Here is a 22,226-nt window from a genome sequence, read left to right as displayed (position 1 = left end):
CGCGTGCCCCGGCAGCTCCGTCGGGCACGCTGCTCCCGGGCTCCTCCCCCAGCCATGGCGAAGGCGCGTCCGGGACCACTCCCACCATGCCCACCGGCGCGCCCCGCGGCCCTCCCGGCCGCTCCGCGCCGACCCATGATCACTCCACGTGACCGTGCGGCTTCGCGCTGCCCGGGCGCCGTGGAGGGAGGTATTCGTCATGACCATGCTCACCCCCCGTACCCCGGCCAAGCTCGCACCGCCGGGCCGGTCCCGCCGCGAGCGCAAGAGCGCCGAGCTGGAGTCCCGCACCCGGCTCGTCGGCGAGCGCCTCGCCGAGACGAGCGCCCGCCCCGTCGTCCGGGTCCTGCAGTCCGTGGACGCCTCGCGCAACGGCCTCACCCACGCCGAGGCCGCGCTGCGCCTGGAGCGCCACGGCCCCAACGTCGTCGCCCAGGAGCGCGCCCCGCGCTGGTACGTCCAGCTGGCGAAGGCCTTCTGGAACCCCTTCATCGCCGTCCTGGTCTTCCTGGCCGCGGTCATGTACTGGCAGGACCCCGCGGACCCGGGTGTCGTCATCCTCTCCGCGATGGTGGGGATCAGCGGGCTGCTGCGCTTCTGGCAGGAGTACCGCTCGGGCCGCGCCGCCGACGCGCTGAAGCAGCTCGTCACCACCACCTGCGCGGTGCAGCGCCGGGCCGGCAGCGGCTCCGGTCCCACCACCTTCGAGGTGCCCATGGACCGGGTGGTCCCGGGCGACGTGGTCAAGCTGGCCGCCGGCGACCTGGCCCCGGCCGACCTGCGGCTGATCAGCTCGAAGGACCTGATGGTCAGCCAGGCCGCCCTCTCCGGCGAGTCCCTGCCCGTCGCCAAGGCCGACACGGGCACCCGCGGCGAGGACCTCGGCCGGCAGCCGGCCACCGACCCGGTCGAGGCCGACAACCTGGTGCTGATGGGGACCTCGGTCACCTCCGGCACCGCTACCGGCGTCGTCGTCGCCACCGGCGCCGACACCTACTTCGGCTCGATGGCCGGCTCACTGGTGGGCGAGCGCCCGCAGACCAACTTCGACACCGGCGTGCGCAAGGTCAGCTTCCTGCTGATCCGCTTCATGCTGGTGATGGTCCCTGTCGTCTTCATGATCAACGGCTTCACCAAGGGCGACTGGGACGAGGCCTTCCTCTTCGGCATCGCCGTCGCCGTCGGCCTGACCCCCGAGATGCTGCCGATGGTCGTCTCCGCCAACCTGGCCCGCGGCGCGGTCGCCATGTCCAAGCGCAAGGTGGTCGTCAAGCGGCTCAACGCGATCCAGAACCTGGGCGCGATGGACGTGCTCTGCACGGACAAGACCGGCACCCTCACCGAGGACCGGATCGTCCTGGACCGCTACCTGGACGTGCACGGCAACGAGGACAACGAGGTCCTGGAGTACGGCTACCTCAACGCGCACTTCCAGACGGGCCTGCGCAACCTCATGGACCAGGCGGTCATCGACCGCGTCAACGAGGCCGAGGAGGTTGTCGTCGACGCACGGTTCTCGATGGTCGACGAGATCCCCTTCGACTTCGCCCGGCGCCGGATGTCGGTGATCCTCAACCGGAACAGCATGGTGGGCGACTCCGGCCGCGCCGAGCACGTCATGATCACCAAGGGTGCCGTCGAGGAGGTCCTCGACCTCTGCACGCACATGACCGACCGCGGCGCGGAGGTCGAGCTGACCGAGCAGCTGCGGTGGCACGTCACCCGGATCGCCGAGGACAACAACCGCCGGGGCCTGCGCGTCCTCGCCGTCGCCACCCGCACCATCGGCACTCCGCGCGACACGTACACCGTCGCCGACGAGGACCGGCTGACCCTGGTCGGCTTCCTCGCGTTCCTCGACCCGCCGAAGGCCGACGCCGGGCGCGCCCTGCAGGGCCTGGCCGACAAGGGCGTCTGCGTCAAGGTGGTCACCGGCGACAACGACCTCGTCGCCGCCCGGGTCTGCGCCGACGTCGGCATCGAGGTCGGGCACGTGGTGCTCGGCAGCGAGATCGACGGCCTCGACGAGGCGGAACTGCGCGCGCTGGCCGCCCGTACGACGGTCTTCGCCAAGGTGAACCCGGTCCAGAAGGCCCGGATCGTCCGGGCGCTGCAGGCCGACGGCCACACGGTCGGCTTCCTCGGCGACGGCATCAACGACGCCGCCGCGCTGCGCGACGCCGATGTCGGCATCTCGGTGGACACCGCCGTCGACATCGCCAAGGAGTCGGCGGACATCATCCTGCTGGAGAAGGACCTGACCGTCCTGGAGCAGGGCGTCGTCCAGGGCCGCACCACCTTCGGCAACACGATCAAGTACATCAAGATGACGGCGTCGTCGAACTTCGGCAATGTCTTCTCGGTGCTGGTGGCCAGCGCCTTCATCCCCTTCCAGCCGATGCTCGCGATCATGCTGCTGGTCCAGAACCTGGTCTACGACATCTCGCAGCTGGCGACCCCGTGGGACCGGATGGACGAGGAGTACCTGCGCAAGCCCCGGAACTGGGACGCCAAGGGCATCGGCCGGTTCATGATCACCATCGGCCCGGTCAGCTCGGTCTTCGACATCTCGATGTTCCTGATCATGTGGCACGTCTTCGGGGCCGACAACGAGGCGAGCCAGTCCCTCTTCCAGTCCGGCTGGTTCATCGAGGGCCTGCTCTCGCAGACCCTGATCGTCCACATGATCCGTACCCGGAAGATCCCCTTCATCCAGTCCCGCGCCTCCTGGCCGGTGATGGTGACGACGGTCCTCGCGGTGCTGACCGGGCTCTGGCTGCCCTTCTCCCCGCTGGCCCCCACGCTCGGCTTCGTGGCCCTGCCGGCGAGCTACTTCCCGTGGCTGATCGGCGTACTGCTCGCGTACTGCACGCTCACCCAGCTCGTGAAGACCTGGTACATCCGCAGGTTCAACACCTGGCTCTGAGAGGGGGACGAGCCGATGACCAGCGAGTGGATCATGGCTGGGCACATGGCCGCGGCGCTCGGGTTCGGGGCCGCGATCGGAGTGGAGCGGCAGTGGCGGGCCCGGATGGCGGGGCTGCGGACCAACGCCCTCGTGGCCGGCGGCGCCGCGCTGTTCGTCCTGCTGTCGCAGTACGGGTTCATCGGCGAGGTCTCCGAGGTCCAGTACGACGGCTCACGGGTGGCGGCCCAGATCGTGTCCGGGATCGGCTTCCTCGGCGCCGGCGTGATCATGCGCGACGGCCTGAGCGTTCGGGGCCTGAACACGGCCGCCACCCTGTGGTGCTCGGCGGCCGTGGGCTGCCTGGCGGGCGCCGGGATGTTCGTCCTGGCCGCCTTCGGCACGGTGGGCGTGGTGGGGGCGAACCTCCTGCTGCGCCCGCTGGGCCGGCGCCTGGACCGCGAGCCGCGCGGCGGGGCCGAGGTGGCCACCGACTACCACTTCGAGGCGGTGTGCCTGGAGACGGAAGAGGCCCACATCCGGCACCGGCTGGCCGACGCGCTCGCCCGGCCGGGGTACCAGCTCCGGGAGATCCGCAGTGCGGACGGGCCTGACCCCGGCAAGGTGACCGTGTCCGCGCTGCTGACCGCCGAGGGCGAGGGGGCCCGGGCGCTGGAGGAGGCGGTCAGCAACCTCTCGCTCGACCCCTCGGTCTCGGCGGTCGGCTGGTCGGTGGTCCCCGCGTGACCTACTTCAGGGTGGCGGAGGTCAGGCCGGCCTGGATCTGGCGCTGGAAGGAGAGGTAGACCACCAGCATCGGGATCATCGCGATCGTCACGCCGGCGAACAGCACCGGCAGGTCGGTCTCGTACCCCTGCTGTTGCTGGAGCTGGATCAGGCCCTGGGTGAGCAGGTAGCGCTCGGGGTCCGATCCCGTCTGGGGCTGCATCAGCACGGAGGGCAGGATGTACTGGTTCCACTGGCCCAGGATGTTGAATATCCCGACGCTGATCAGGCCGGGCTTGGCCATCGGCACCATCACCTGGAAGAAGATCCGGGTGTCGGAGGCCCCGTCGATCACCGCCGCCTCGTGCACCGCCGTCGGCAGCGTGCGGAAGAACGAGTGCATGAAGAAGACGGTGAACGGCATCGAGTAGGCGACGTACACGAGGATCAGACCCTGGTACGTGTTCAGCATGTCGAAGCGCTTGACCATGAAGAACAGCGGGACCAGCGCGAGGAAGACGGGGAACATCGCCCCGCTGACGAAGAAGTAGTAGATGAAGCGGTTCCCCGGGAAGGGGTAGCGGGCCAGGACGTACGCCGCCATCGAGCCGAGCAGCATCGTCAGCGGGACCGAGAACACCATCACGATCAGCGTGTTGGCGAAGTAGTCGCCGATGCCCTTGTCCCAGGCCCGGCCGAAGGCGTCGACGTTCCAGTTGGAGGGCCAGCTGAGGGCCGAGCCGCCGATCTGCGCGTCGGTCTTGAAGGAGCCGAGCGCCAGCCAGATCAGGGGCAGGACGATCAGTATGGCCCAGACGGCGAGGAAGCCGTGGGAGAAGACGTTGAGGACCATGCCCTCGGAGCCCTTCGCGCCCCGTTCCCCGCTCGGGCCGGCTCCCCCGGACCGCTCCGCTGCCTTTTCGCCCGGAGCCTTGATCACTGTGGTCATGAGGGTCTCCCGCTCAGAACTCGATGCGCTCGCGGCGGGTGGCGCGCAGCGTGATGACGGAAAGGATCATGGTGAGGACGAGCATGACCACGCCCATGGCGCAGGCGTAGCCGCTCTTGCCGAAGTAGAGGAAGTTCCTCATCAGCACCGTGGCCATGACCTCGCTGTGGTGGTCGGGGCCGCCGCCGAACTGGCCCGAGGTCATGGTCGACACGAGGACGAACATGTCCATCGCGGCGATGCCCAGGTAGACCGCGGAGGTCTGTACGGAGTCCCACAGCAGGGGCAGCGTGACCTTGAAGAAGGTCTGGGCGCGCCCGGCCCCGTCGAGCAGGGCGGCCTCGTAGATGTCCTTGGGGACGGACTGCATGGCGGCCGAGAAGAGTACGAGGTAGAAGCCGACCCCGTGCCAGACGACCACGAGGAGCAGGCACCAGAGGACGAGCCTCGGCTCGTTGAGCCATTCGATGGGGTGCAGCCGGTCGACCAGGCCGAGCTTGATGAGGACGCCGTTGAGCAGGCCGCCCTCGTCGGTGCGGTACACGGCCCCGAAGAGCACCGCGAGGATGGCGAGGGAGAGCACCTGCGGGAAGAAGTAGACGATCTTGTAGAAGCCCGATCCCCGCACGCCCTGCACCCCGCCGGCCCCGCCCCGCCCGCCCGCGTTCACCATGAAGGCGAAGAAGAGGGCGAGCAGGATGGTGACCACCGGGACGAACACCAGGAGCAGCAGGTTGTGCCACAGGGCGCTGCGGAAGACCTCGTCCTTCGCCAGGGCCGTGTAGTTGTCCACCCCGACGAAGTCGAAGGTCGGCGACTGGCCCGTCCAGTTGGTGAAGGAGTAGCCGAACGTCTGTACGTACGGCCAGATGACGAAGGTCAGGTACAGCGCGAGGGGTGCGAGGAGGAAGCCGGCGATGAAGCCGCTCCGTCCTCTGCCCTGGGCTACTTGGCTCATGGTGTCCGTCCCTGGTGTGCCGGTGACCGGTGGGGCGTGCGATCAGCTGCGACGGTTGTTCTTGGCGTTCGGGTCCTGCGCCGCCTTGTTTACCGCAGCCTGAGCCCGCTTGATCCACTCCTTCGGCTGAATCCGCTTGGCCATCAGCTCATTGGACGCGTCCTGGATGGCCGTGTCCATCTCGCTGTACCAGTCGGGGTAAAGGTAGTTGAAGGTGTTCGTCCCCGCCGCCTTGAGGGCGGTCACCGCGGACTGGGTGCCCGGCCGCAGCTTGACGCCCGGGTCCACGCCGTCCTTGACCACGGTGAGCGAGTTGGCCTGCTGGGCGAAGATCGTCGACCACTCGCGGGAGAGCATCGAACGGATGAACTCCAGACCGCCGGCCTTGTTGGCCGCCTTCTCCGGAACGATGAAGGGCTCGCCGGCGCCGGCCCGGATGGCCTCGAAGGGCAGCTTGCTGTCGGCCAGCAGCGGGACCGGCAGGAACTGCATGTCGAAGTCGTCGGGCGTCTGCTTGAGCTGCTCGTTCTCCAGCCAGGAGCCGGAGGGGATGAAGGCCGCCTTGTACTGGTTCCACGCGGTCTGGGACTCGGTGTGGGTGAGGCCGTTGGTGCCCGGGAGCAGCAGGTCCTTCTCGACCACCTCGTAGACCGCCTCGACGGCGGCGAGGGCGGCCGCGCTGCCCTCGAAGGCGTTCGGCTCCAGGTTGTCGATCGCCTTCATGGCGTCCAGACCGCCCTTCTTGGCGATCAGGTCCATGATGACGACGTTGATGTAGTACGGGAACTTGCCCTGGTGGGCGAGTCCGCCGATGCCGGCCTCCTTGGCCTTCGCGCAGACCGCGAGGAACTCGTCCCAGGTCTTGGGCGGCGTCCAGCCCTTGTCCTTGAAGAGCTTGCCGGAGTACCAGAAGCCGAAGACGGTGTAGACGTAGTTCAGGGAGACGAACTTGCCGCCCTGCGTGCCCTGTTCGATGGTGCCGGCGATCAGCAGGTCGCGGACCTTCTTGCTCGGGTCGTCGAGCGAGGGCGCGTCGAGCACCGGGGTGAGGTCGGCGAGCTGGTTGCTCTTGAAGAGCACGTCGAGCTTGATCTTCTGGGCGCCGGAGTCGTCGACGACGTCCGGCGGGTTCCCGCCGTTGAAGCGCGTCTGGAGCTTGCCGGTGATCTCCTGGGTGCCGAGGTGGGAGCTGGTGGTGCCCCACTTCTTGTCGAAGGCGGCCTCCCAGGCCTTCGCGTAGTCGTCACCGAACCCGCCCTTGAAGACGACGACGTCGAGCTTGCCGCCCTTGGCGACGCCGAAGGGGTTCTCCTTGGTCACCGCCGCCTTGTCCGGCCCCTTCGTCGTGCCCTCACCGCCGGAGGCGCAGGCGGACAGGAAGCTCATCGTGGGCACCGAGATCAGTCCCAGCGCTGCGGAGCGCTTGATCAGGTCACGGCGGCCGAGGCCCTCACCAGTGGATCCCATGCTCATGTCCTCGCCTTCGTCAGAAGTGTGAAGGAGGCCGGAAATCACGACGGCACCGCGCATGCGGACATCACCGCAGGTCCCCGCCATCCCCCGGTCCGGTGCCGCTCAGTGCCGCAGCGATCCGGACGGGCACAGGTATAGTCCACTTCCGCTCGTGTGAGCAAGATCATGCACACGGTTACCTGTCAGCTTTTCCGAGTTGAGACCTCCCCGAAACCTGGCCCCGGCCGGAAAAGGCGGAAGGGCCGTACCCCCTTAACGGGGATACGGCCCTTTGGTGCCGCTACGGTGCTCAGCCTCGGATGAGGTTCCGGAGCACGTACTGCATGATGCCGCCGTTGCGGTAGTAGTCCGCCTCACCCGGCGTGTCGATGCGGACGACCGCGTCGAACTCCACGCCGGTGTCGGTGGTGACCTTGACGGTGCGCGGGGTGGTGCCGTTGTTCAGCTCCTCCACACCGGTGAAGGCGAAGGTCTCCTCGCCGGTGAGGCCCAGGGAGGCGGCGGTGGCGCCCTCCGGGAACTGCAGGGGCAGGACGCCCATGCCGATCAGGTTGGAGCGGTGGATGCGCTCGTAGGACTCGGCGATGACGGCCTTGACGCCGAGCAGCGCGGTGCCCTTGGCGGCCCAGTCGCGGGAGGAGCCGGAGCCGTACTCCTTGCCCGCCAGGATGACCAGCGGGATGCCGGCGGCCTGGTAGTTCTGCGAGGCGTCGTAGATGAACGCGACCGGCGCGCCGTCGACGGTGAAGTCGCGGGTGAAGCCGCCCTCGGTGCCCGGCGCGATCTGGTTGCGCAGGCGGATGTTGGCGAAGGTACCGCGGATCATGACCTCGTGGTTGCCGCGGCGGGAACCGTACGAGTTGAAGTCGCGGCGCTCGACGCCGTGCTCGGTGAGGTACTTGCCGGCCGGGGTGTCGGCCTTGATCGCACCGGCCGGGGAGATGTGGTCGGTGGTGACCGAGTCGCCCAGCTTCGCCAGCACGCGGGCGCCGGCGATGTCGGAGACCGGGGTGGTCTCCATCGTCATGCCCTCGAAGTAAGGGGGCTTGCGGACGTAGGTGGACTGCGGGTCCCACTCGAAGGTGTTGCCGGTGGGGATGGACAGCGCCTGCCACTGGGCGTCGCCCGCGAAGACGTCCTGGTAGGACTTGCTGAACATGTCCTCGCCGATGGCGTTCGCCACGACGTCGTTGACCTCGGCCTCGGAGGGCCAGATGTCCGCGAGGAAGACCGGCTTGCCCTCGGTGTCGGTGCCGATGGCGTCCTTGGTGATGTCCACCTTCATGGAGCCCGCGATGGCGTACGCGACGACCAGCGGCGGGGAGGCCAGGTAGTTCATCTTGACGTCGGGGTTGATCCGGCCCTCGAAGTTGCGGTTGCCGGAGAGCACCGAGGTGACCGCGAGGTCGTGCTCGTTGATCGCCTTCGAGATCTCCTCGTCCAGCGGACCGGAGTTGCCGATGCAGGTGGTGCAGCCGTACCCGACGAGGTTGAAGCCCATCTTGTCGAGGTACGGGGTCAGGCCGGCCTTGTCGAAGTAGTCGGTGACGACCTTCGAGCCCGGGGCCAGGGTGGTCTTGACCCACGGCTTGCGGGACAGGCCCTTCTCGACCGCCTTCTTGGCCACGAGCGCCGCGGCGACCATGACGTAGGGGTTCGAGGTGTTGGTGCAGGAGGTGATCGCGGCGACGGTGACGGCGCCGTGGTCGATCTCGAAGGAGGAGCCGTCGGCCAGGGTGACCAGGGTCGGGCGGGTCGGCACGCCGTTGGTGGCGGCCGGGGCGTCGGAGGCCGGGAAGGACTCCTTGCCCGCCTCGTCGTCGTCCTCGACGTAGTTGCGCACGTCCTGCGCGAACTGCTGCGCGGCGTTGGCGAGGACGATGCGGTCCTGCGGGCGCTTCGGGCCGGCGATGGAGGGGACGACCGTGGAGAGGTCGAGCTCCAGCTTCTCGGAGAAGTCGGGCTCGGCGGCCGGGTCCAGCCACAGGCCCTGCTCCTTGGCGTACGCCTCGACGAGCGCGACCTGCTGGGCGTCGCGGCCGGTCAGGCGCAGGTACTTCAGGGTCTCGCCGTCGATCGGGAAGATCGCGGCGGTGGAGCCGAACTCCGGCGACATGTTGCCGATGGTGGCGCGGTTCGCGAGGGAGGTGGCGGCGACGCCCTCACCGTAGAACTCGACGAACTTGCCGACGACGCCGTGCTTGCGCAGCATCTCGGTGATGGTGAGCACCAGGTCGGTGGCGGTGGTGCCGGTGGGCAGCTCGCCGGTCAGCTTGAAGCCCACGACGCGCGGGATCAGCATGGAGACCGGCTGGCCGAGCATCGCGGCCTCGGCCTCGATGCCGCCGACGCCCCAGCCCAGCACGCCCAGGCCGTTGACCATGGTGGTGTGCGAGTCGGTGCCGACGAGGGTGTCGGGGTACGCCTGGCCGTTACGGACCATGACGGTGCGGGCCAGGTGCTCGATGTTGACCTGGTGGACGATGCCGGTGCCCGGGGGGACGACCTTGAAGTCGTCGAAGGCGGTCTGGCCCCAGCGCAGGAACTGGTAGCGCTCCTTGTTGCGGCCGTACTCCAGCTCGACGTTCTGCGCGAACGCGTCCTTGGTGCCGAACTTGTCGGCGATGACGGAGTGGTCGATGACCATCTCGGCGGGCGAGAGCGGGTTGATCTTCGCCGGGTCGCCGCCGAGGGCCTTCACGGCCTCACGCATGGTGGCGAGGTCCACCACGCAGGGGACGCCGGTGAAGTCCTGCATGATCACGCGAGCCGGCGTGAACTGGATCTCCTCGCTGGGCTGGGCCTGCGAGTCCCAGTTCCCGAGCGACCGGATGTGGTCGGCGGTGATGTTCGCGCCGTCCTCGGTACGGAGCAGGTTCTCCAGCAGGACCTTCAGGCTGTAGGGAAGGCGGGCGGAGCCCTCGACCTTGTCCAGCTTGAAGATCTCGTACGACTCGTCGCCCACCTGCAGCGTGCTGCGGGCGTCGAAGCTGTTCGCCGACACGACAGTCTCCTTCATGCATGAATTCGCGCGTATAACCGCATCCTGCCGCCACGCCCCTTGGCCAATCCGCTAAGGTAGGGCTAAGTTAGGTAACCCTTACCAGCGGGGGCGGCTGCGGTACGCCTTCGGCAGATATCTCGATGTCGAGATAACTCTAGTACATGTCCGGGTCCGGGGACGAGGCGCGCACCCGCGACCCGGTCCCGACCTGCCGCCGACCCCGCCGCGGGCGGGGTGCGGACGGGGCGCTTCGGGCTGCCGCGGCGGCGCCCCGGGCCCCGGCGGGCGGGCCGCCGGGGGCAGCCCCTCGACGTGACCGGAACGAGCCGGTGACCCCACCCCTCCCTCACGGGAGCGGCAGCGGCGGCCACTGCGACGGCGACGGCGACGGCGACGGCGACGGCGACGATGACGATGACGATGACCACTCACTCACCCGTCTGCCCGGCCGGACCGTCGAGGCATCACGCGCATGCGGAGCGACTATGGGATCTGACGGTCAATAACACCCAAATCGCCCATCCGACACACCCATCTGGCATACCCGGCGCGGGAGTCATCTCATATCTGAGATAACGTGCCCCTCATGGCAGACGACTACCTCGTACGCATCGGCAAGCTCATCCGTGACGCCCGTCAACACCGGGGCTGGACACAGAGTCAGCTCGCCGAAGCACTCGGCACCAGCCAGAGTGCCGTGAACCGGATCGAGCGCGGCAACCAGAACATCAGCCTTGAGATGATCGCCCGCATCGGCGAAGCGCTCGACAGCGAGATCGTCTCCCTGGGCTACGCCGGCCCGATGCACCTGCGAGTGGTCGGCGGCCGCCGGCTGTCGGGCGCCATCGACGTCAAGACGAGCAAGAACGCGTGCGTCGCCCTGCTCTGCGGCTCGCTCCTCAACAAGGGCCGTACGGTGCTGAGGCGGGTGGCCCGCATCGAGGAGGTCTACCGCCTCCTGGAGGTGCTCAACTCCATCGGCGTCCGCACCCGCTGGATCAACGACGGCGTGGACCTGGAGCTGATCCCGCCGGCCCGCCTCGACCTGGAGGCCATGGACGCGGACGCGGCGCGCCGGACCCGGAGCATCATCATGTTCCTGGGCCCGCTGCTGCACCGGATGGACAGCTTCCGCCTCCCGTACGCCGGCGGCTGCGACCTCGGCACCCGCACCATCGAGCCGCACATGATCGCCCTGCGCCGCTTCGGCCTGGACATCACCGCGACCGAGGGCATCTACCACGCGAAGGTCGAGGCCGGGGTCTCCCCCGACCGCCCGATCGTCCTGACCGAGCGCGGGGACACGGTCACCGAGAACGCGCTGCTGGCCGCCGCCCGGCACGACGGCGTCACCGTCATCCGCAACGCCTCGTCCAACTACATGGTCCAGGACCTCTGCTTCTTCCTGGAGGCGCTGGGCGTCAAGGTCGAGGGCGTCGGCACCACCACCCTCACCGTCCACGGCGTCCCGAACATCGACGTGGACGTGGACTACTCCCCCTCCGAGGACCCGGTCGAGGCGATGAGCCTGCTCGCCGCGGCGGTCGTCACGGAGTCGGAGCTGACGATCCGCCGGGTGCCGATCGAGTTCATGGAGATCGAGCTCGCGGTACTGGAGGAGATGGGCCTCGACCACGACCGCTCGGCGGAGTACGTCGCGGACAACGGCCGCACCCGCCTGGTGGACCTCACCGTCCGCCCGTCCAAGCTCGAAGCCCCGATCGACAAGATCCACCCGATGCCGTTCCCCGGGCTGAACATCGACAACGTCCCGTTCTTCGCGGCCATCGCCGCCGTCGCGCAGGGCCAGACCCTGATCCACGACTGGGTGTACGACAACCGCGCCATCTACCTGACCGACCTCAACCGCCTCGGCGGGCGCCTCCAACTCCTGGATCCCCACCGCGTCCTGGTGGAGGGCCCCACCCGCTGGCGCGCCGCGGAAATGATGTGCCCGCCGGCCCTCCGCCCGGCGGTGGTCGTCCTCCTCGCGATGATGGCCGCGGAGGGCACCTCGGTCCTGCGCAACGTGTACGTGATCAACCGCGGCTACGAGGAACTCGCCGAGCGCCTCAACTCGGTAGGCGCCCAGATCGAAATCTTCCGCGACATCTAGGAAGCCGAACACAAGGCCGCGAAGCAGGTGTTGGGGGCGCCACCCCCCAATGCGGCCATGATGAGGCCCCGGAACCCCTTCAAAGGGGTTGCCGGGGCCTCAGTCGTTTCCTGCACCGTTGTCCATAAAAGTGCGGGGTCACAGCCGACACGAGGTCTCCTGTGGTCCCGCCCGGAATACGCGGTGGCGTCCGACTCCTGGGACGCCCCTGCCGTCTTTGACCTGCGGAAGCTACTGTCCCGGCCGTGACATCTGACGACCCGTTCAACATGACCGGCGACCTCGCCAAGAACCCCGAACCCGGCGACGGCATCGAGCCGTCCGACACCCCCGACGGTCTGACCGTCGGCGAGGCGATCGTAGGCGCCGCCGCGCTGGGGCTCGTCGGGTACGCCGCCGTCAAGCAGGCCCGGAAAGAGGCCAAGCGGCAGGAAGAGAACGCCAAGGCCCTCGGATGCGGTTGCCTCGTCGTCATCGTCCTCATCCTCGGCGCCATCGGCAACGCCTGCGACGGACCCGCCGAAGCACCCACGTCCCGCACCGGCAGCCACAGCACCCGCTGAACGAGGACCACATGAGCCCACCGAAGACCCCGGGCCCTAACTGCTGCGGCGCCCCGGACCCCAGCCCGACACCCACCCCGAGCCCCAGCCGGATACCGGCAGTGGCCGTCGCGGCCGGCCCAACCCCCACTGACACCACCGGAAAAGGACCACGCCCATGGACACCTACCTCGTCATCAAGCTCGGCAACGGAGTCAGGGAGCTGGCGGCCGAGGACCGGCCCCACGACGGACTGGGCCGCACCTCCATCGGCTGGGAAGAAGGCCAGACTCCCCAGCACATCTACGACAACGGCCGCGGCATCTGGCCCCTCGACCCCAAGAAGGTCGAAGCCTGCGACTACGCTCTGTTCTGCGCCGCCGGAAAGGTCCGCCTGATCATCAAGCTCACCGGCCTCACGTCCGACCTGCGCCGCACCGCGGACGGCCCCCGGGGCCGCGCGGTCGAGGGCGACATCATCACCGACGGCCCCGTCCACACCAGGTGGTTCGAGGCCGACACCCCAGTCTTCAGCACCAACCAGCAGCTGCTCACCGGCTACATCAACGCCTGACCGCACGACACGACGGGCCTCCACTGCGGTGAGGTTCCCCATATCCACGGAACTCCACGTAGCGGACCCGGGCGGGTGAATGGTCTCCTGAGGGGCCAGACCCCGCCCCGCAGACAGGAAACGTAGAGTGGATTTACCGCGCACTCGCACCATGTCCGTACTGTCAGCTCTCGGAGCAGGCGTAGTGATCGGCACGCTTGGTGCGCTCGCGGGCGCATTTGACGGCCCGGTCTTTCACGTCGTGAACCTCGTGTTCTCCGCGGGATGGTCGTGGGCGTGCGTCGCCTTCCTGATCGGATACACCCGGCCGTCGAAGATGGAGTCGGCCTGGCTGGCCGCGTCGGCGTTGGCCATCGGCGTGGCCGTCTACTACCTGCTCAAATATCTGAGCCCCGTCGCACCGATCGGAATGACATCCGACGGAATGAGCAGCGAAGGCGTGTCTTCAGGCATTCTGATCTGGGGACTTGGCGCCGTTCTTTTCGGAGCCCCGATGGGACTCTTCGGGAATCTGGCGCGGATCCCCGGAATGGGCGGGCTTCTGTTCCGTCTCCTCGTTCCGCTCATCGCCTATGTCGAGACCTCCGCCCGCCTGAAGGCGGAAGCGGACTCCGCGGGACAGTTCGTCGAGGTCACCTGGAGCACGATTCGCGTGATCGCCGTCCTCGCTGCCGTGGCTCTCGTCGCGCACACGGCGTGGGAGTGGGCGCGCTCGTTCAAGGCCGGCCGTTCCGCAGGGCCTGGATGAGCCAGGGGTACACCGGGATCAGGTTCGGTACGACCTGCCAGCCGTTGACGATCCACACCAGCCGCCAGTACCGGTCCACCCGGGGATCGTGGGCTTCCTCGAACCGCTGGCCATCCAGTCCCGGAAGTCCCTGTCAGGGGTGCGTGCGAACGCCTCGGCGAAGCGGTGCACCAGCTCGTCGATGACGGGCCCGCCCCTGTCGCTCAGCGGGTCGATGCCCGACTCCATGGCCTCGGTCACCTTCTGACGGGTGAAGTCCATCAGTTCGTCGCCGGCCGCGCTCTCGATGTCGAGCGTGCGCCCTGCGGCCTGCCGCGCGGCCGTGCGGCGCATCCGGGCCCGGAAGTGCTCGTCGCCGACCAGCTCGGCGAGTTCCACCCACGCGGCGAGCTGCTCGCCGGACGGATCGTCGGGGAGGTCGGGAGTGGCCGCGCGGACCATGGCCGCCGCGGCCGGGTCGGCGTCCTCCGTACCGAAGGTGCCGTCGATGAGATCGTCGGTCAACCGTCGGCGTTCCTCGCCGGACAACTGTGTGAGCCTGTGCATGAGCTTGATCTCCTCAGGGCTGGACCCGCCTCTGGCCACGGCTCGCAGACGCTCCGGCGCCGTCTCAGCACCCGGATCTGGACGTCCGTGGCGTCGGCATGCGCCGCGGCGACGTCCGCCACCGCGAGCTCGCGGTCCAGCACCCGTTGGATCGTGCCCAGGTCCATGCCGAGCTCGCGCAGGGTGCGCAGGAGTTCCAGACGAAGCAGTGCGTCGAGGTCGTAGAGCCGGTAGCCGGCGGGACTTCGGGTGGTCGGCGCCACCACCCCCGCATCGGAGTAGAACCGGGCGGTCCTCCTCGGCTCTTCGCCCGTACCAACCGGTAAAAGTTTCAATCTTCTATACGCTCGCCAGGCCCCTCACGTACCGTCAGAAGGACTCCAGGTGGCCTACCCGTCGTCACACCCCTACCCGCAAGCGCCCGCGCCCGTGCCCGTACGGCGCTGGTGGCAGCACCCGGCGCTGATCATTTCCCTGCTGGTCGTCATACCGCCCGTCGGCATAGCCCTCGCCTGGCTCAGTCCGTGGAGCCAGGTGAAGAAGGTCGTCGCAACGGTGCTGGCGGGGCTCTGGTTCCTGACCCCGTTCCTGGGCGATCCGCCGAAGAAGACCGCCGCCGATGCCAAGCCGCAGCCCGCCGCCACCCAGCCGGTCGCCGCCACGGCCACGCCTCCGGCCGCCGCCTCGACGGCGCCCACGCCGGCGAAGAGCCCGGAACCGCAGATGCCCGCCGTCGTGGGCAAGCCCTTCGGGGAGGCGGAGAAGGCCGTGGAGGACCTGATCGACAAGGAACTCACCGCACTCAGCGCGTACAACGACGTGGAGCTCCCCGCCGCCTACACGGACTGGATCGCCTGCTTCCAGAGCCCCGGGGCGGGCACGGTGCTCGTTCCGGATTCCGCGAACACGAGCGTGCACCTCGTCGCGCCCGGCACACGGTGTCCGGCCGAGAAGGACACCCGCCTCCACCCGAAGTCCACGCCCCCGCCCGCGGCCGAACCCACGCCCACGGACGACGACGACAGCTCGTCCGGCGGATCGAGTACGGGCGGCGGGAGCGCCGGCACCGTTACCCCGGGCGCCTACTGCCCGACGGCTGGAGCGACCGGGATCGGCAAGACGAACGGCAAGCTCTACACCTGCAAAGGCCCGGGGCAGAAGCGCTGGCGTCCCTGACCGAGGGCCGATGTCGATCCTCCGGCCAGGGGCGGTCGCCGCGTTGGTGGCCTGGTCAGCGGCCTTCGGTCACAGCGCGCCCTGCGCGGCGGCTCCTGCCGGGTGGGGCTGGAGGATCGTGACGTCGGCGGGCTGGCCGCGCAGGGCGTTCAGCTCGGGTCCGAGCCTCGCCATCACCTCGCCGCTCGCGTGCGCGTCGAGCTCCGCCTGGCCGGCCCACTTCTCGATGATCACGATCGAGGTCCCGTCGGTGTGCAGCGCGTAGAGCTCGCAGCCGGGCTCGGCGTGGACGGCGTCGATGTGGCGGGCGTACGTGGCCAGCGCCTCCTCCAGCAGCCCGGGCTTCGGGTGGACCACGGCGGTGACGACGACGGACATCGGGAACTCCTGATCTTGGCCGGCTTTGGGCCAGGGTAGGTGATGTCGTGTCACGCGCGGTTTCTTGATCAGATCCTGGACCGTCCGAGGTCCCGGGGCTCGTCGGTATTCGGCCGGATGGGGCGGGACTCCTGGTGGTACGTGCCGCGGGACCGGCAGAATCGGGCCTCCGGTACGGGGCGTGGGAGCGGAACGAGGGAGCGGGCATGGCGGGTGGTGCGGACGCAGGGGCCGGCGCGGGGGCGGAGGTTCCCGAACTCGTCGGGGTTCCGCTGCTCGGGTCGCTCTTCGACCTGAAGTCGGACTCCCTCGGCACCTATCTGCGGGCACAGCACCGGCACGGCGACGTCGTACGGGTCACGGCCGGCCCGCCCGGGATGCGGGCCGAGCTGTACTGCGTCTTCTCGCCCGAGGGCGCCCAGCAGGTGCTCGCCTCCGACTCGGCCAACTTCCGCAAGGACAACGCCTTCTACCAGGAGGTCCGGGACTCCTTCGGCAACGGGCTGCTGACCAGCCAGGACGAGGACTACCTGCGCCAGCGCCGGCTGGTGCAGCCGTTGTTCACCCGGCGCCGGGTGGACGGCTACGCCGGGGCCGTCGCCGCCGAGACCGCAGCGGTCATCACCGCGTGGGAGGAGGCCCTGGACGGCGTCGTCGACGTCTCCGACGAGATGACGCACCTCGCCCTGCGCGCCGTGGCCCGGATCCTCTTCGGCACTGACGTCGAGGCCACCGCCGACGTCGTGGCCCGATGCTTTCCGGTCATCACGGACTACGTGCTGCGCCGCGGCTACTCCCCCGCCAACATCCCGCGGCACTGGCCCACCCCGGGCAACCGGCGGGCGGCCGCCGCGATGGACGAGCTCTACGGGGTGTGCGACAAGATCATCGCTGAGCGGCGGGGCGGGGCCGGCGCGGACACCTCCGGTCAGGACGGCGGCGTCGACGGAGACGGCGTCGAGGGCGGCGAGGGCGACGGCGGCGACGACCTGCTGACGCTGCTCGCCGCCGCCAGGAGTTCGGACGACAAGGAGTTCGACGCCTCCGAGCTGCGCGACCAGGTGCTGATCTTCCTGCTCGCCGGGCACGAGACGACCGCCACCTCCCTCTGCTTCGCCCTGCACCTGCTGGCACGCCATCCCGAGGAGCAGAGCCGGGCCCGCGAGGAGATCTCCCGCGTCCTGGGCGACCGTACGCCCGAGGCCGCCGACCTGGACCGGCTCCCGTACCTCACCCGGGTGCTCAAGGAGGCCATGCGCCTGTATCCGGCCGCGCCGGTCATCGGCCGCAAGGCCGTCGTCGAGACGAGGATCGGGGAGCACACCGTCCCCGCGGGCGCGGACGTGATCGTGGCGCCCTGGGTGACGCACCGCCACCCGGAGCACTGGCCGGACCCGGAGCGCTTCGACCCCGAGCGCTTCACCCCGGAAGCGGAGGCGGCGCGGCCGCGCTACGCGTGGTTCCCCTTCGGCGGCGGCCCGCGCGCCTGCATCGGGCAGCACTTCTCGATGCTGGAGTCGGTGGTCGCGCTGGCGATGATCCTGCGGGCGTACGAGTTCGAGGCCCTGGACACCGAGGTCCCTGTCGGGGCCGGGATCACCCTGCGGACGGACGGCCCGGCGCGCTGCCGGGTCCGTCGCGTGGACGGGTAGCGTCCGTCCGGCCGTCCGTCCAGCCGTCATGGCCGTCATGCCGGATGGGCGAGGAGATTCCTGGCAGATCGTCACCGTACGCACGGCGCCCGCCGCGCGCCGGGCCGACGCCGCTCGGCTGCGCGCCGCGCTCGTATCGACGCAGGCACGGGAGGCTCAGGCACCGGATATTGGGGTGCGGCCGGTCAGAACGGGCCATAAGGTCGTTGCCCGTGGAACCACTCAGTGAGAAACAGATCCGTGCGTCCTTCGTGAACTGCACCAAGGGCGAGGCCGCGCGGCTGCGCCTGCCGCTCGACTTCGCCGAACTGCCCTGGGGCGACCTGGACTTCCTCGGGTGGGTGGATCCGGGTGCGCCGCTGCGGGCCCACCTCGTGCTGCCGCGGGAGGCGGGGCCGCTGGGGATCTCCCTGCGCGTGCCGTCCGTGGGCCGCACCAGCGCGGTGAAGTCCAGCCTGTGCCAGATCTGCCTGACGGGGCACGCGTCCTCGGGGGTCACCCTGCTCGCCGCCCCCTTGGCCGGCGCCCGCGGCCGCGAGGGCAACACGGTCGGCACCTACATCTGCGCCGACCTCGCCTGCTCCCTGTACGTGCGCGGCAAGCGGCAGCCGAAGCTGCGGGCCGGACGCCACGAGGAGTCCCTGACCGTGGACGAGCGCCTCGCCCGCATGTCGGGCAACCTGGACGCCTTCGCGGCCCGCGTCACCGGCGCGGGAGTCACCACGGCCTGACCCCTAGGTGCGGTCCGCCGCCGGGGTGTGGTTGCCCTGGAGGCGGGCCAGGTCCGAGGGGCGGACCTGGATGACGAGCAGCGCGATGGCCGCGCCGACCAGGGTGAACATCGCCGCCACGACGAAGGCCGCGCTGATGCCCGAGGTGAGGATCTGGTCGCTCCACGGCTTCGGGACCTGACCGGTCTGCTGGAAGGCCGCCCGCTGCGCGGGGGTGGCCGTGCCGAGGAAGCCGGCCACCTGGTCCTTGGCCTCGTTGCGGCTGGCCGTGCCGAAGACCGTGACCAGGATGGACAGGCCGAGGGAGCCGCCCACCTGCTGCATCGTGTTGAGCAGTCCGGACGCGGCTCCCGACTCCCGTTCGGGGACGTTGGACAGGGCCATCAGGGTCAGCGAGACGAACTGCATGCCCATGCCGAGGGCGAACAGCAGCATCGGACCCAGGATGCTGCCCAGGTACGTGGAGTGGATGTCCGTCTGCGTCAGCCAGGCGAGCCCGGCCGCCGAGGACAGGGCGCCGCCGACCATGAACGGTTTGGGCCCGAACTTCGGGAGCAGTTGCGAGGTGAGCCCCGCGCCCACCGCGATCATCACGCTGACCGGGAGGAAGGCGAGGCCGGCCTGGACGGGACTGAAGCCGAGCACGATCTGCACGAAGAGGGTCAGGAAGAAGAACATGCCGAAGATCGCGCAGGCGAGCATGAGCATGATCCCGTAGGTCCCGGCCCGGTTGCGGTCGGCGAACATGTGCAACGGGGTGATGGGCTGCGGCGAGCGCCGCTCGTTGAGGATGAACAGGGTCAGCAGGACGACGGCGGCGCCGAAGGAGCCGAGGGTCACGGGCTCGCTCCAGCCGTCCTGGGAGGCCCGGATGAAGCCGTAGACCAGTGCGACCATGCCCGCGGTGGACAGGAGCGCGCCGGCGAGGTCGAAGTGTCCGGGGTGGCGTTCGGACTCGCGCAGGACCTTCGTGGCCAGTATCGCGATCACCACGGCGATGGGGACGTTGACGAAGAGCACCCAGCGCCAGTCGAGCCATTCGACGAGGATGCCGCCCGCGAGGAGGCCGATCGCACCGCCGGCGGCCGAGACGCCGGCGAACACGCCGAAGGCCCGGTTGCGTGCGGGGCCTTCACGGAAGGTGGTGGTGATCAGCGCGAGGGCGGTCGGCGAGGCGATGGCGCCGCCGACGCCCTGGAGGGCGCGGGCCGCCATCAACTGGCCCTCGTTCTGCGCGAGTCCGCCGAGCAGCGAGGACAGGCCGAAGAGCAGGACACCGAAGATGAAGACGCGCTTGCGGCCGAGGATGTCGCCGGTGCGGCCGCCGAGGAGCAGCAGGCCGCCGAAGGCGAGGGTGTAGGCGTTGACGACCCAGGAAAGGCTTTCGGTGGAGAAGCCGAGCGCGGTCTGGATGTGTGGGAGCGCGATGTTCACGATCGTGATGTCGAGCACCACCATGAGCTGACAGGAGGCGATGACGAACAGGGCCAGCCCGTGGCCGCTTTCTCGCAGCGTGCCACCGGTCCCGTTGCCGCTCGGCGATACGTTCGGCTCCACCCTTTCGACGCTAAGCCCGTGCCCCCGGGGTCACCACTCGAACGGCCTAGTGGTAGTGACATTTCACATGTCACACTATGATCATGGATGACTTCCTCAGGCTCTCCGCGAGCACGGCCCGCTTCTCCTACGGCGCCCCGCGCGCGTTCTCCTTCGGGGACGACGGCCGGCTCCTCTGGTTCCTCCGCTCCACCGGCCCCACCGACGCGTTCGACAGCCTCTGGGTGCTCGACACCGCCACCGGAGCCGAGACCCGGCTTGCCGATCCGCGCGAGCTGTGCCCCGAGCCGGGGACCCTCCCGGACGCCGAACGCAGGCTGCGCGAGCGGACCCGGCTCGTCGCCGCCGGGATCGGCTCGTACGCCCTCTCCGGCGACGGCCGGCGCGCCGTCTTCGCGCTGTACGGGCGGCTCTACGGGGTCACCGCCGCCGGAGACGGGAAGCCCGAGGAGGTCCCGGCCGCCGGACCCGTCGTGGACCCGCGGCCCAACGCCGACGGCTCGCGCACCGCGTACGTGGCCGACGACGTCCTGTACGTCGCCCCGGGCGGCCGGGTCAGCCCGGACGACGGGGCCCGCTGGGGCCTCGCCGAGTTCGCCGCCGCCGAGGAACTGGGCCGCGCCCGGGGCCACTGGTGGACCCCGGACGGGGTCACCCTGCTGGCCGCCCGGGTCGACGAGTCCGCCCTCCAGCGGCGGTACTTCGCCGACCCGGCGCACCCGGAGCTGCCGGCCGAGGACTTCGCCTATCCCGAGGCGGGCGGGCCCAACGCCGACGTCCAGCTGTGGGTGCTCGGCGACGACGGTGCCCGGATCCGGCTCGACTGGGACGCCGAGACCTACCCCTACGTCTCCGACGCGGGCTGGGAGTCGGCCGGGGAGATCCTGCTGACCGTCCAGGACCGGCTCCAGCAGAACGTCCTGCTGCTCTCCGCCGACCCGGCCACCGGCCGCACCACCGAACTGTCCCGCACCACGCACCCGCAGTGGGTGGACCCGGACCTCCCCGGCACTCCGGCCCGGCTCGCCGACGGGCGGATGCTGACCGCCGCCGACACCGGGGGCGGCGCCGCCCGCGCCCTCGCGGTGGACGGCCGGCTGCTCACCGGGGACGGGATCCAGGTCCGCCGCGTGGCCGGGGTCCACCAGGACCGACTGCTGATCGAGGCCGGTCTGCGCGACCCCGCCGAGCAGCAGGTGCTGCTGCTGGACCCGACCACCGGCGAGCTGACCCCGGTGGCCGACGGGCCCGGGGTGCACAGCGTCCAGGCCTCGGCCGGGATCCTGCTGCTGACCACGGCCGATGCCGACGGGGTCCGGCGCACCCTCCGCACCCCCGACGGACGGGAGTTCACCCCCGCCGACCTGTCACAGCCGCTGCCCTACCGGACGGCGCCCCTCCTGGAGCGGGTCACCGAGCACGGCATCCCCACCGCCCTCGTCCTGCCCCGCGACCACGTGCCCGGCCGGAAGCTGCCCGTCCTGATGGACAGCTACGGCGGTCCCGGCATGCAGGACATCACCGCCGACCCGCGCCGCTGGCAGCTCCGCCAGTGGTGGGCCGACCAGGGCTTCGCGGTGGTGACCGTGGACAACCGCGGTACCGCGCACGTCTCCCCCGCCCACACCCACGCCATGTACCGGGGTTTCTCCGAGGTCACCCTCGACGACCAGGTCGCGGCCCTCCACGCGCTCGCGGCCCGCCACGGCGACCTCGACCTCGACCGGGTGGGGGTGCGCGGCTGGTCCTACGGCGGCTACCTCGCGGCCATGGCGGTGCTGCGCCGCCCCGACGTCTTCCACGCGGCGGCGGCCGGCGCCGCACCGACGGACTTCCGGCACTACGACACCGCGTACACGGAGCGGTACCTCGGCCTCCCGCAGGAGCACCCGGACGTCTACGAGCGCGACTCCCTCATCCCCGACGCCCCCGAGCTCTCGCGCCCGCTGCTGCTGATCACGGGCCTGGCCGACGACAACGTCCACCCCTCCCACACCCTGCGCCTCTCGCAGGCCCTGACCGACGCGGGCCGCCCCCACCAGCTCCTGGCCCTCCCGGGCATCACCCACATGACCCCGGGCGGCACCCGCGAGAAGCTGATGGCCCTGGAACTGGAGTTCTTCCGCCGCGAACTGCGCTGACGCGAACCCGGCCGAGTGCGGCCGGGGACAGCGGGAGGGCCCCGGAGACG

Annotated in this window: 18 protein-coding genes; 10 read left to right on the top strand and 8 right to left on the bottom strand. The window is 69.9% G+C overall.

Annotated elements, in window-relative coordinates; genetic code table 11:
• Positions 1-199 precede the first annotated feature (199 nt).
• A complete protein-coding gene (gene mgtA / locus AB0D29_RS23140; RefSeq protein WP_362856694.1) occupies positions 200-2,926 on the top strand; it encodes a magnesium-translocating P-type ATPase in 2,727 nt (908 codons plus the stop codon).
• A gap of 15 nt (positions 2,927-2,941) precedes the next feature.
• Positions 2,942-3,652, top strand: coding sequence for an MgtC/SapB family protein (locus AB0D29_RS23135; protein WP_362856693.1), 711 nt, complete (start codon positions 2,942-2,944; stop codon positions 3,650-3,652).
• A 1-nt stretch (position 3,653) separates the two neighbouring features.
• On the opposite strand, the gene AB0D29_RS23130 is transcribed toward AB0D29_RS23135, so the two are convergent.
• The 4 genes from AB0D29_RS23130 to acnA all read right to left on the bottom strand — a co-directional run bounded on the left by AB0D29_RS23130 (position 3,654) and on the right by acnA (position 10,015).
• The gene (locus tag AB0D29_RS23130; RefSeq protein WP_362856691.1) at positions 3,654-4,580 is read right to left on the bottom strand and encodes a carbohydrate ABC transporter permease; all 927 of its coding nucleotides are present in this window, start codon (positions 4,578-4,580) and stop codon (positions 3,654-3,656) included.
• Positions 4,581-4,593: 13 nt separating this feature from the next.
• Entirely contained in the window at positions 4,594-5,538 is a 945-nt protein-coding gene (locus AB0D29_RS23125) for a sugar ABC transporter permease (protein ID WP_362856689.1), read from the bottom strand.
• Positions 5,539-5,580: 42 nt separating this feature from the next.
• Positions 5,581-7,011: an N-acetylglucosamine/diacetylchitobiose ABC transporter substrate-binding protein gene (gene ngcE / locus AB0D29_RS23120; protein ID WP_362856687.1), complete on the bottom strand. Its 1,431-nt coding sequence runs from the start codon at positions 7,009-7,011 to the stop codon at positions 5,581-5,583.
• A 289-nt stretch (positions 7,012-7,300) separates the two neighbouring features.
• A complete protein-coding gene (gene acnA / locus AB0D29_RS23115) occupies positions 7,301-10,015 on the bottom strand; it encodes an aconitate hydratase AcnA (RefSeq protein WP_362856685.1) in 2,715 nt (904 codons plus the stop codon).
• 586 nt (positions 10,016-10,601) lie between these two features.
• On the opposite strand from acnA, the gene AB0D29_RS23110 reads away from it, so the two are divergent.
• The 4 genes from AB0D29_RS23110 (at position 10,602) to AB0D29_RS23095 (ending at position 13,995) form a co-directional block, all read left to right on the top strand.
• A complete protein-coding gene (locus AB0D29_RS23110; RefSeq protein ID WP_362856684.1) occupies positions 10,602-12,131 on the top strand; it encodes a UDP-N-acetylglucosamine 1-carboxyvinyltransferase in 1,530 nt (509 codons plus the stop codon).
• Positions 12,132-12,376: 245 nt separating this feature from the next.
• Positions 12,377-12,694, top strand: coding sequence for a hypothetical protein (locus AB0D29_RS23105; protein ID WP_362856682.1), 318 nt, complete (start codon positions 12,377-12,379; stop codon positions 12,692-12,694).
• Positions 12,695-12,851: 157 nt separating this feature from the next.
• Complete coding sequence (locus AB0D29_RS23100; protein WP_362856681.1) at positions 12,852-13,247, top strand: hypothetical protein; 396 nt, start codon at positions 12,852-12,854, stop codon at positions 13,245-13,247.
• 184 nt (positions 13,248-13,431) lie between these two features.
• Positions 13,432-13,995: a hypothetical protein gene (locus AB0D29_RS23095; protein WP_362856679.1), complete on the top strand. Its 564-nt coding sequence runs from the start codon at positions 13,432-13,434 to the stop codon at positions 13,993-13,995.
• A gap of 18 nt (positions 13,996-14,013) precedes the next feature.
• Here AB0D29_RS23095 and AB0D29_RS23090 read toward each other — a convergent pair whose 3' ends face one another.
• Both AB0D29_RS23090 and AB0D29_RS23085 read right to left on the bottom strand, forming a co-directional pair.
• Positions 14,014-14,541, bottom strand: coding sequence for a hypothetical protein (locus AB0D29_RS23090; protein ID WP_362856807.1), 528 nt, complete (start codon positions 14,539-14,541; stop codon positions 14,014-14,016).
• Entirely contained in the window at positions 14,496-14,804 is a 309-nt protein-coding gene (locus AB0D29_RS23085) for a MerR family transcriptional regulator (RefSeq protein ID WP_362856800.1), read from the bottom strand. The genes AB0D29_RS23090 and AB0D29_RS23085 overlap by 46 nt, the downstream gene beginning before the upstream one ends.
• A gap of 121 nt (positions 14,805-14,925) precedes the next feature.
• Between AB0D29_RS23085 and AB0D29_RS23080 the strand changes: the two genes are divergently transcribed.
• Complete coding sequence (locus AB0D29_RS23080; protein ID WP_362856678.1) at positions 14,926-15,717, top strand: hypothetical protein; 792 nt, start codon at positions 14,926-14,928, stop codon at positions 15,715-15,717.
• Between the two features lie 69 nt (positions 15,718-15,786).
• On the opposite strand, the gene AB0D29_RS23075 is transcribed toward AB0D29_RS23080, so the two are convergent.
• Positions 15,787-16,095, bottom strand: a complete 309-nt coding sequence (locus AB0D29_RS23075) for a putative quinol monooxygenase (RefSeq protein ID WP_362856677.1) — start codon at positions 16,093-16,095, stop codon at positions 15,787-15,789.
• Positions 16,096-16,301: 206 nt separating this feature from the next.
• Here AB0D29_RS23075 and AB0D29_RS23070 point away from each other — a divergent pair, with 206 nt between their 5' ends.
• Complete coding sequence (locus AB0D29_RS23070; RefSeq protein ID WP_362856676.1) at positions 16,302-17,747, top strand: cytochrome P450; 1,446 nt, start codon at positions 16,302-16,304, stop codon at positions 17,745-17,747.
• Positions 17,748-17,959: 212 nt separating this feature from the next.
• Entirely contained in the window at positions 17,960-18,478 is a 519-nt protein-coding gene (locus tag AB0D29_RS23065) for an FBP domain-containing protein (RefSeq protein WP_362856674.1), read from the top strand.
• Positions 18,479-18,481: 3 nt separating this feature from the next.
• On the opposite strand, the gene AB0D29_RS23060 is transcribed toward AB0D29_RS23065, so the two are convergent.
• Positions 18,482-20,035, bottom strand: a complete 1,554-nt coding sequence (locus AB0D29_RS23060) for an MFS transporter (RefSeq protein ID WP_362856673.1) — start codon at positions 20,033-20,035, stop codon at positions 18,482-18,484.
• An 83-nt stretch (positions 20,036-20,118) separates the two neighbouring features.
• Between AB0D29_RS23060 and AB0D29_RS23055 the strand changes: the two genes are divergently transcribed.
• Positions 20,119-22,176: a prolyl oligopeptidase family serine peptidase gene (locus tag AB0D29_RS23055; RefSeq protein ID WP_362856672.1), complete on the top strand. Its 2,058-nt coding sequence runs from the start codon at positions 20,119-20,121 to the stop codon at positions 22,174-22,176.
• The last annotated feature ends 50 nt before the right edge of the window (positions 22,177-22,226 follow it).

Origin of the sequence: Streptomyces sp. NPDC048424, assembly GCF_040651555.1 — a bacterium.
In the GTDB taxonomy this organism is placed as follows: Bacteria; Actinomycetota; Actinomycetes; order Streptomycetales; family Streptomycetaceae; genus Streptomyces.
The sequence above is the reverse complement of the archived record's forward strand: the minus strand, read 5'-3'. Positions and strand labels throughout refer to the sequence as shown.

What these genes read in the sequence shown, in the direction of transcription:
- mgtA (WP_362856694.1), top strand. Translation starts at nt 200, where the DNA reads ATGACCATGCTCACCCCCCGTACCCCGGCCAAGCTCGCACCGCCGGGC.
- AB0D29_RS23135 (WP_362856693.1), top strand. Translation starts at nt 2,942, where the DNA reads ATGACCAGCGAGTGGATCATGGCTGGGCACATGGCCGCGGCGCTCGGG.
- AB0D29_RS23130 (WP_362856691.1), bottom strand. Translation starts at nt 4,580, where the DNA reads ATGACCACAGTGATCAAGGCTCCGGGCGAAAAGGCAGCGGAGCGGTCC.
- AB0D29_RS23125 (WP_362856689.1), bottom strand. Translation starts at nt 5,538, where the DNA reads ATGAGCCAAGTAGCCCAGGGCAGAGGACGGAGCGGCTTCATCGCCGGC.
- ngcE (WP_362856687.1), bottom strand. Translation starts at nt 7,011, where the DNA reads ATGAGCATGGGATCCACTGGTGAGGGCCTCGGCCGCCGTGACCTGATC.
- AB0D29_RS23110 (WP_362856684.1), top strand. Translation starts at nt 10,602, where the DNA reads ATGGCAGACGACTACCTCGTACGCATCGGCAAGCTCATCCGTGACGCC.
- AB0D29_RS23100 (WP_362856681.1), top strand. Translation starts at nt 12,852, where the DNA reads ATGGACACCTACCTCGTCATCAAGCTCGGCAACGGAGTCAGGGAGCTG.
- AB0D29_RS23090 (WP_362856807.1), bottom strand. Translation starts at nt 14,541, where the DNA reads ATGCACAGGCTCACACAGTTGTCCGGCGAGGAACGCCGACGGTTGACC.
- AB0D29_RS23075 (WP_362856677.1), bottom strand. Translation starts at nt 16,095, where the DNA reads ATGTCCGTCGTCGTCACCGCCGTGGTCCACCCGAAGCCCGGGCTGCTG.
- AB0D29_RS23070 (WP_362856676.1), top strand. Translation starts at nt 16,302, where the DNA reads ATGGCGGGTGGTGCGGACGCAGGGGCCGGCGCGGGGGCGGAGGTTCCC.
- AB0D29_RS23055 (WP_362856672.1), top strand. Translation starts at nt 20,119, where the DNA reads ATGGATGACTTCCTCAGGCTCTCCGCGAGCACGGCCCGCTTCTCCTAC.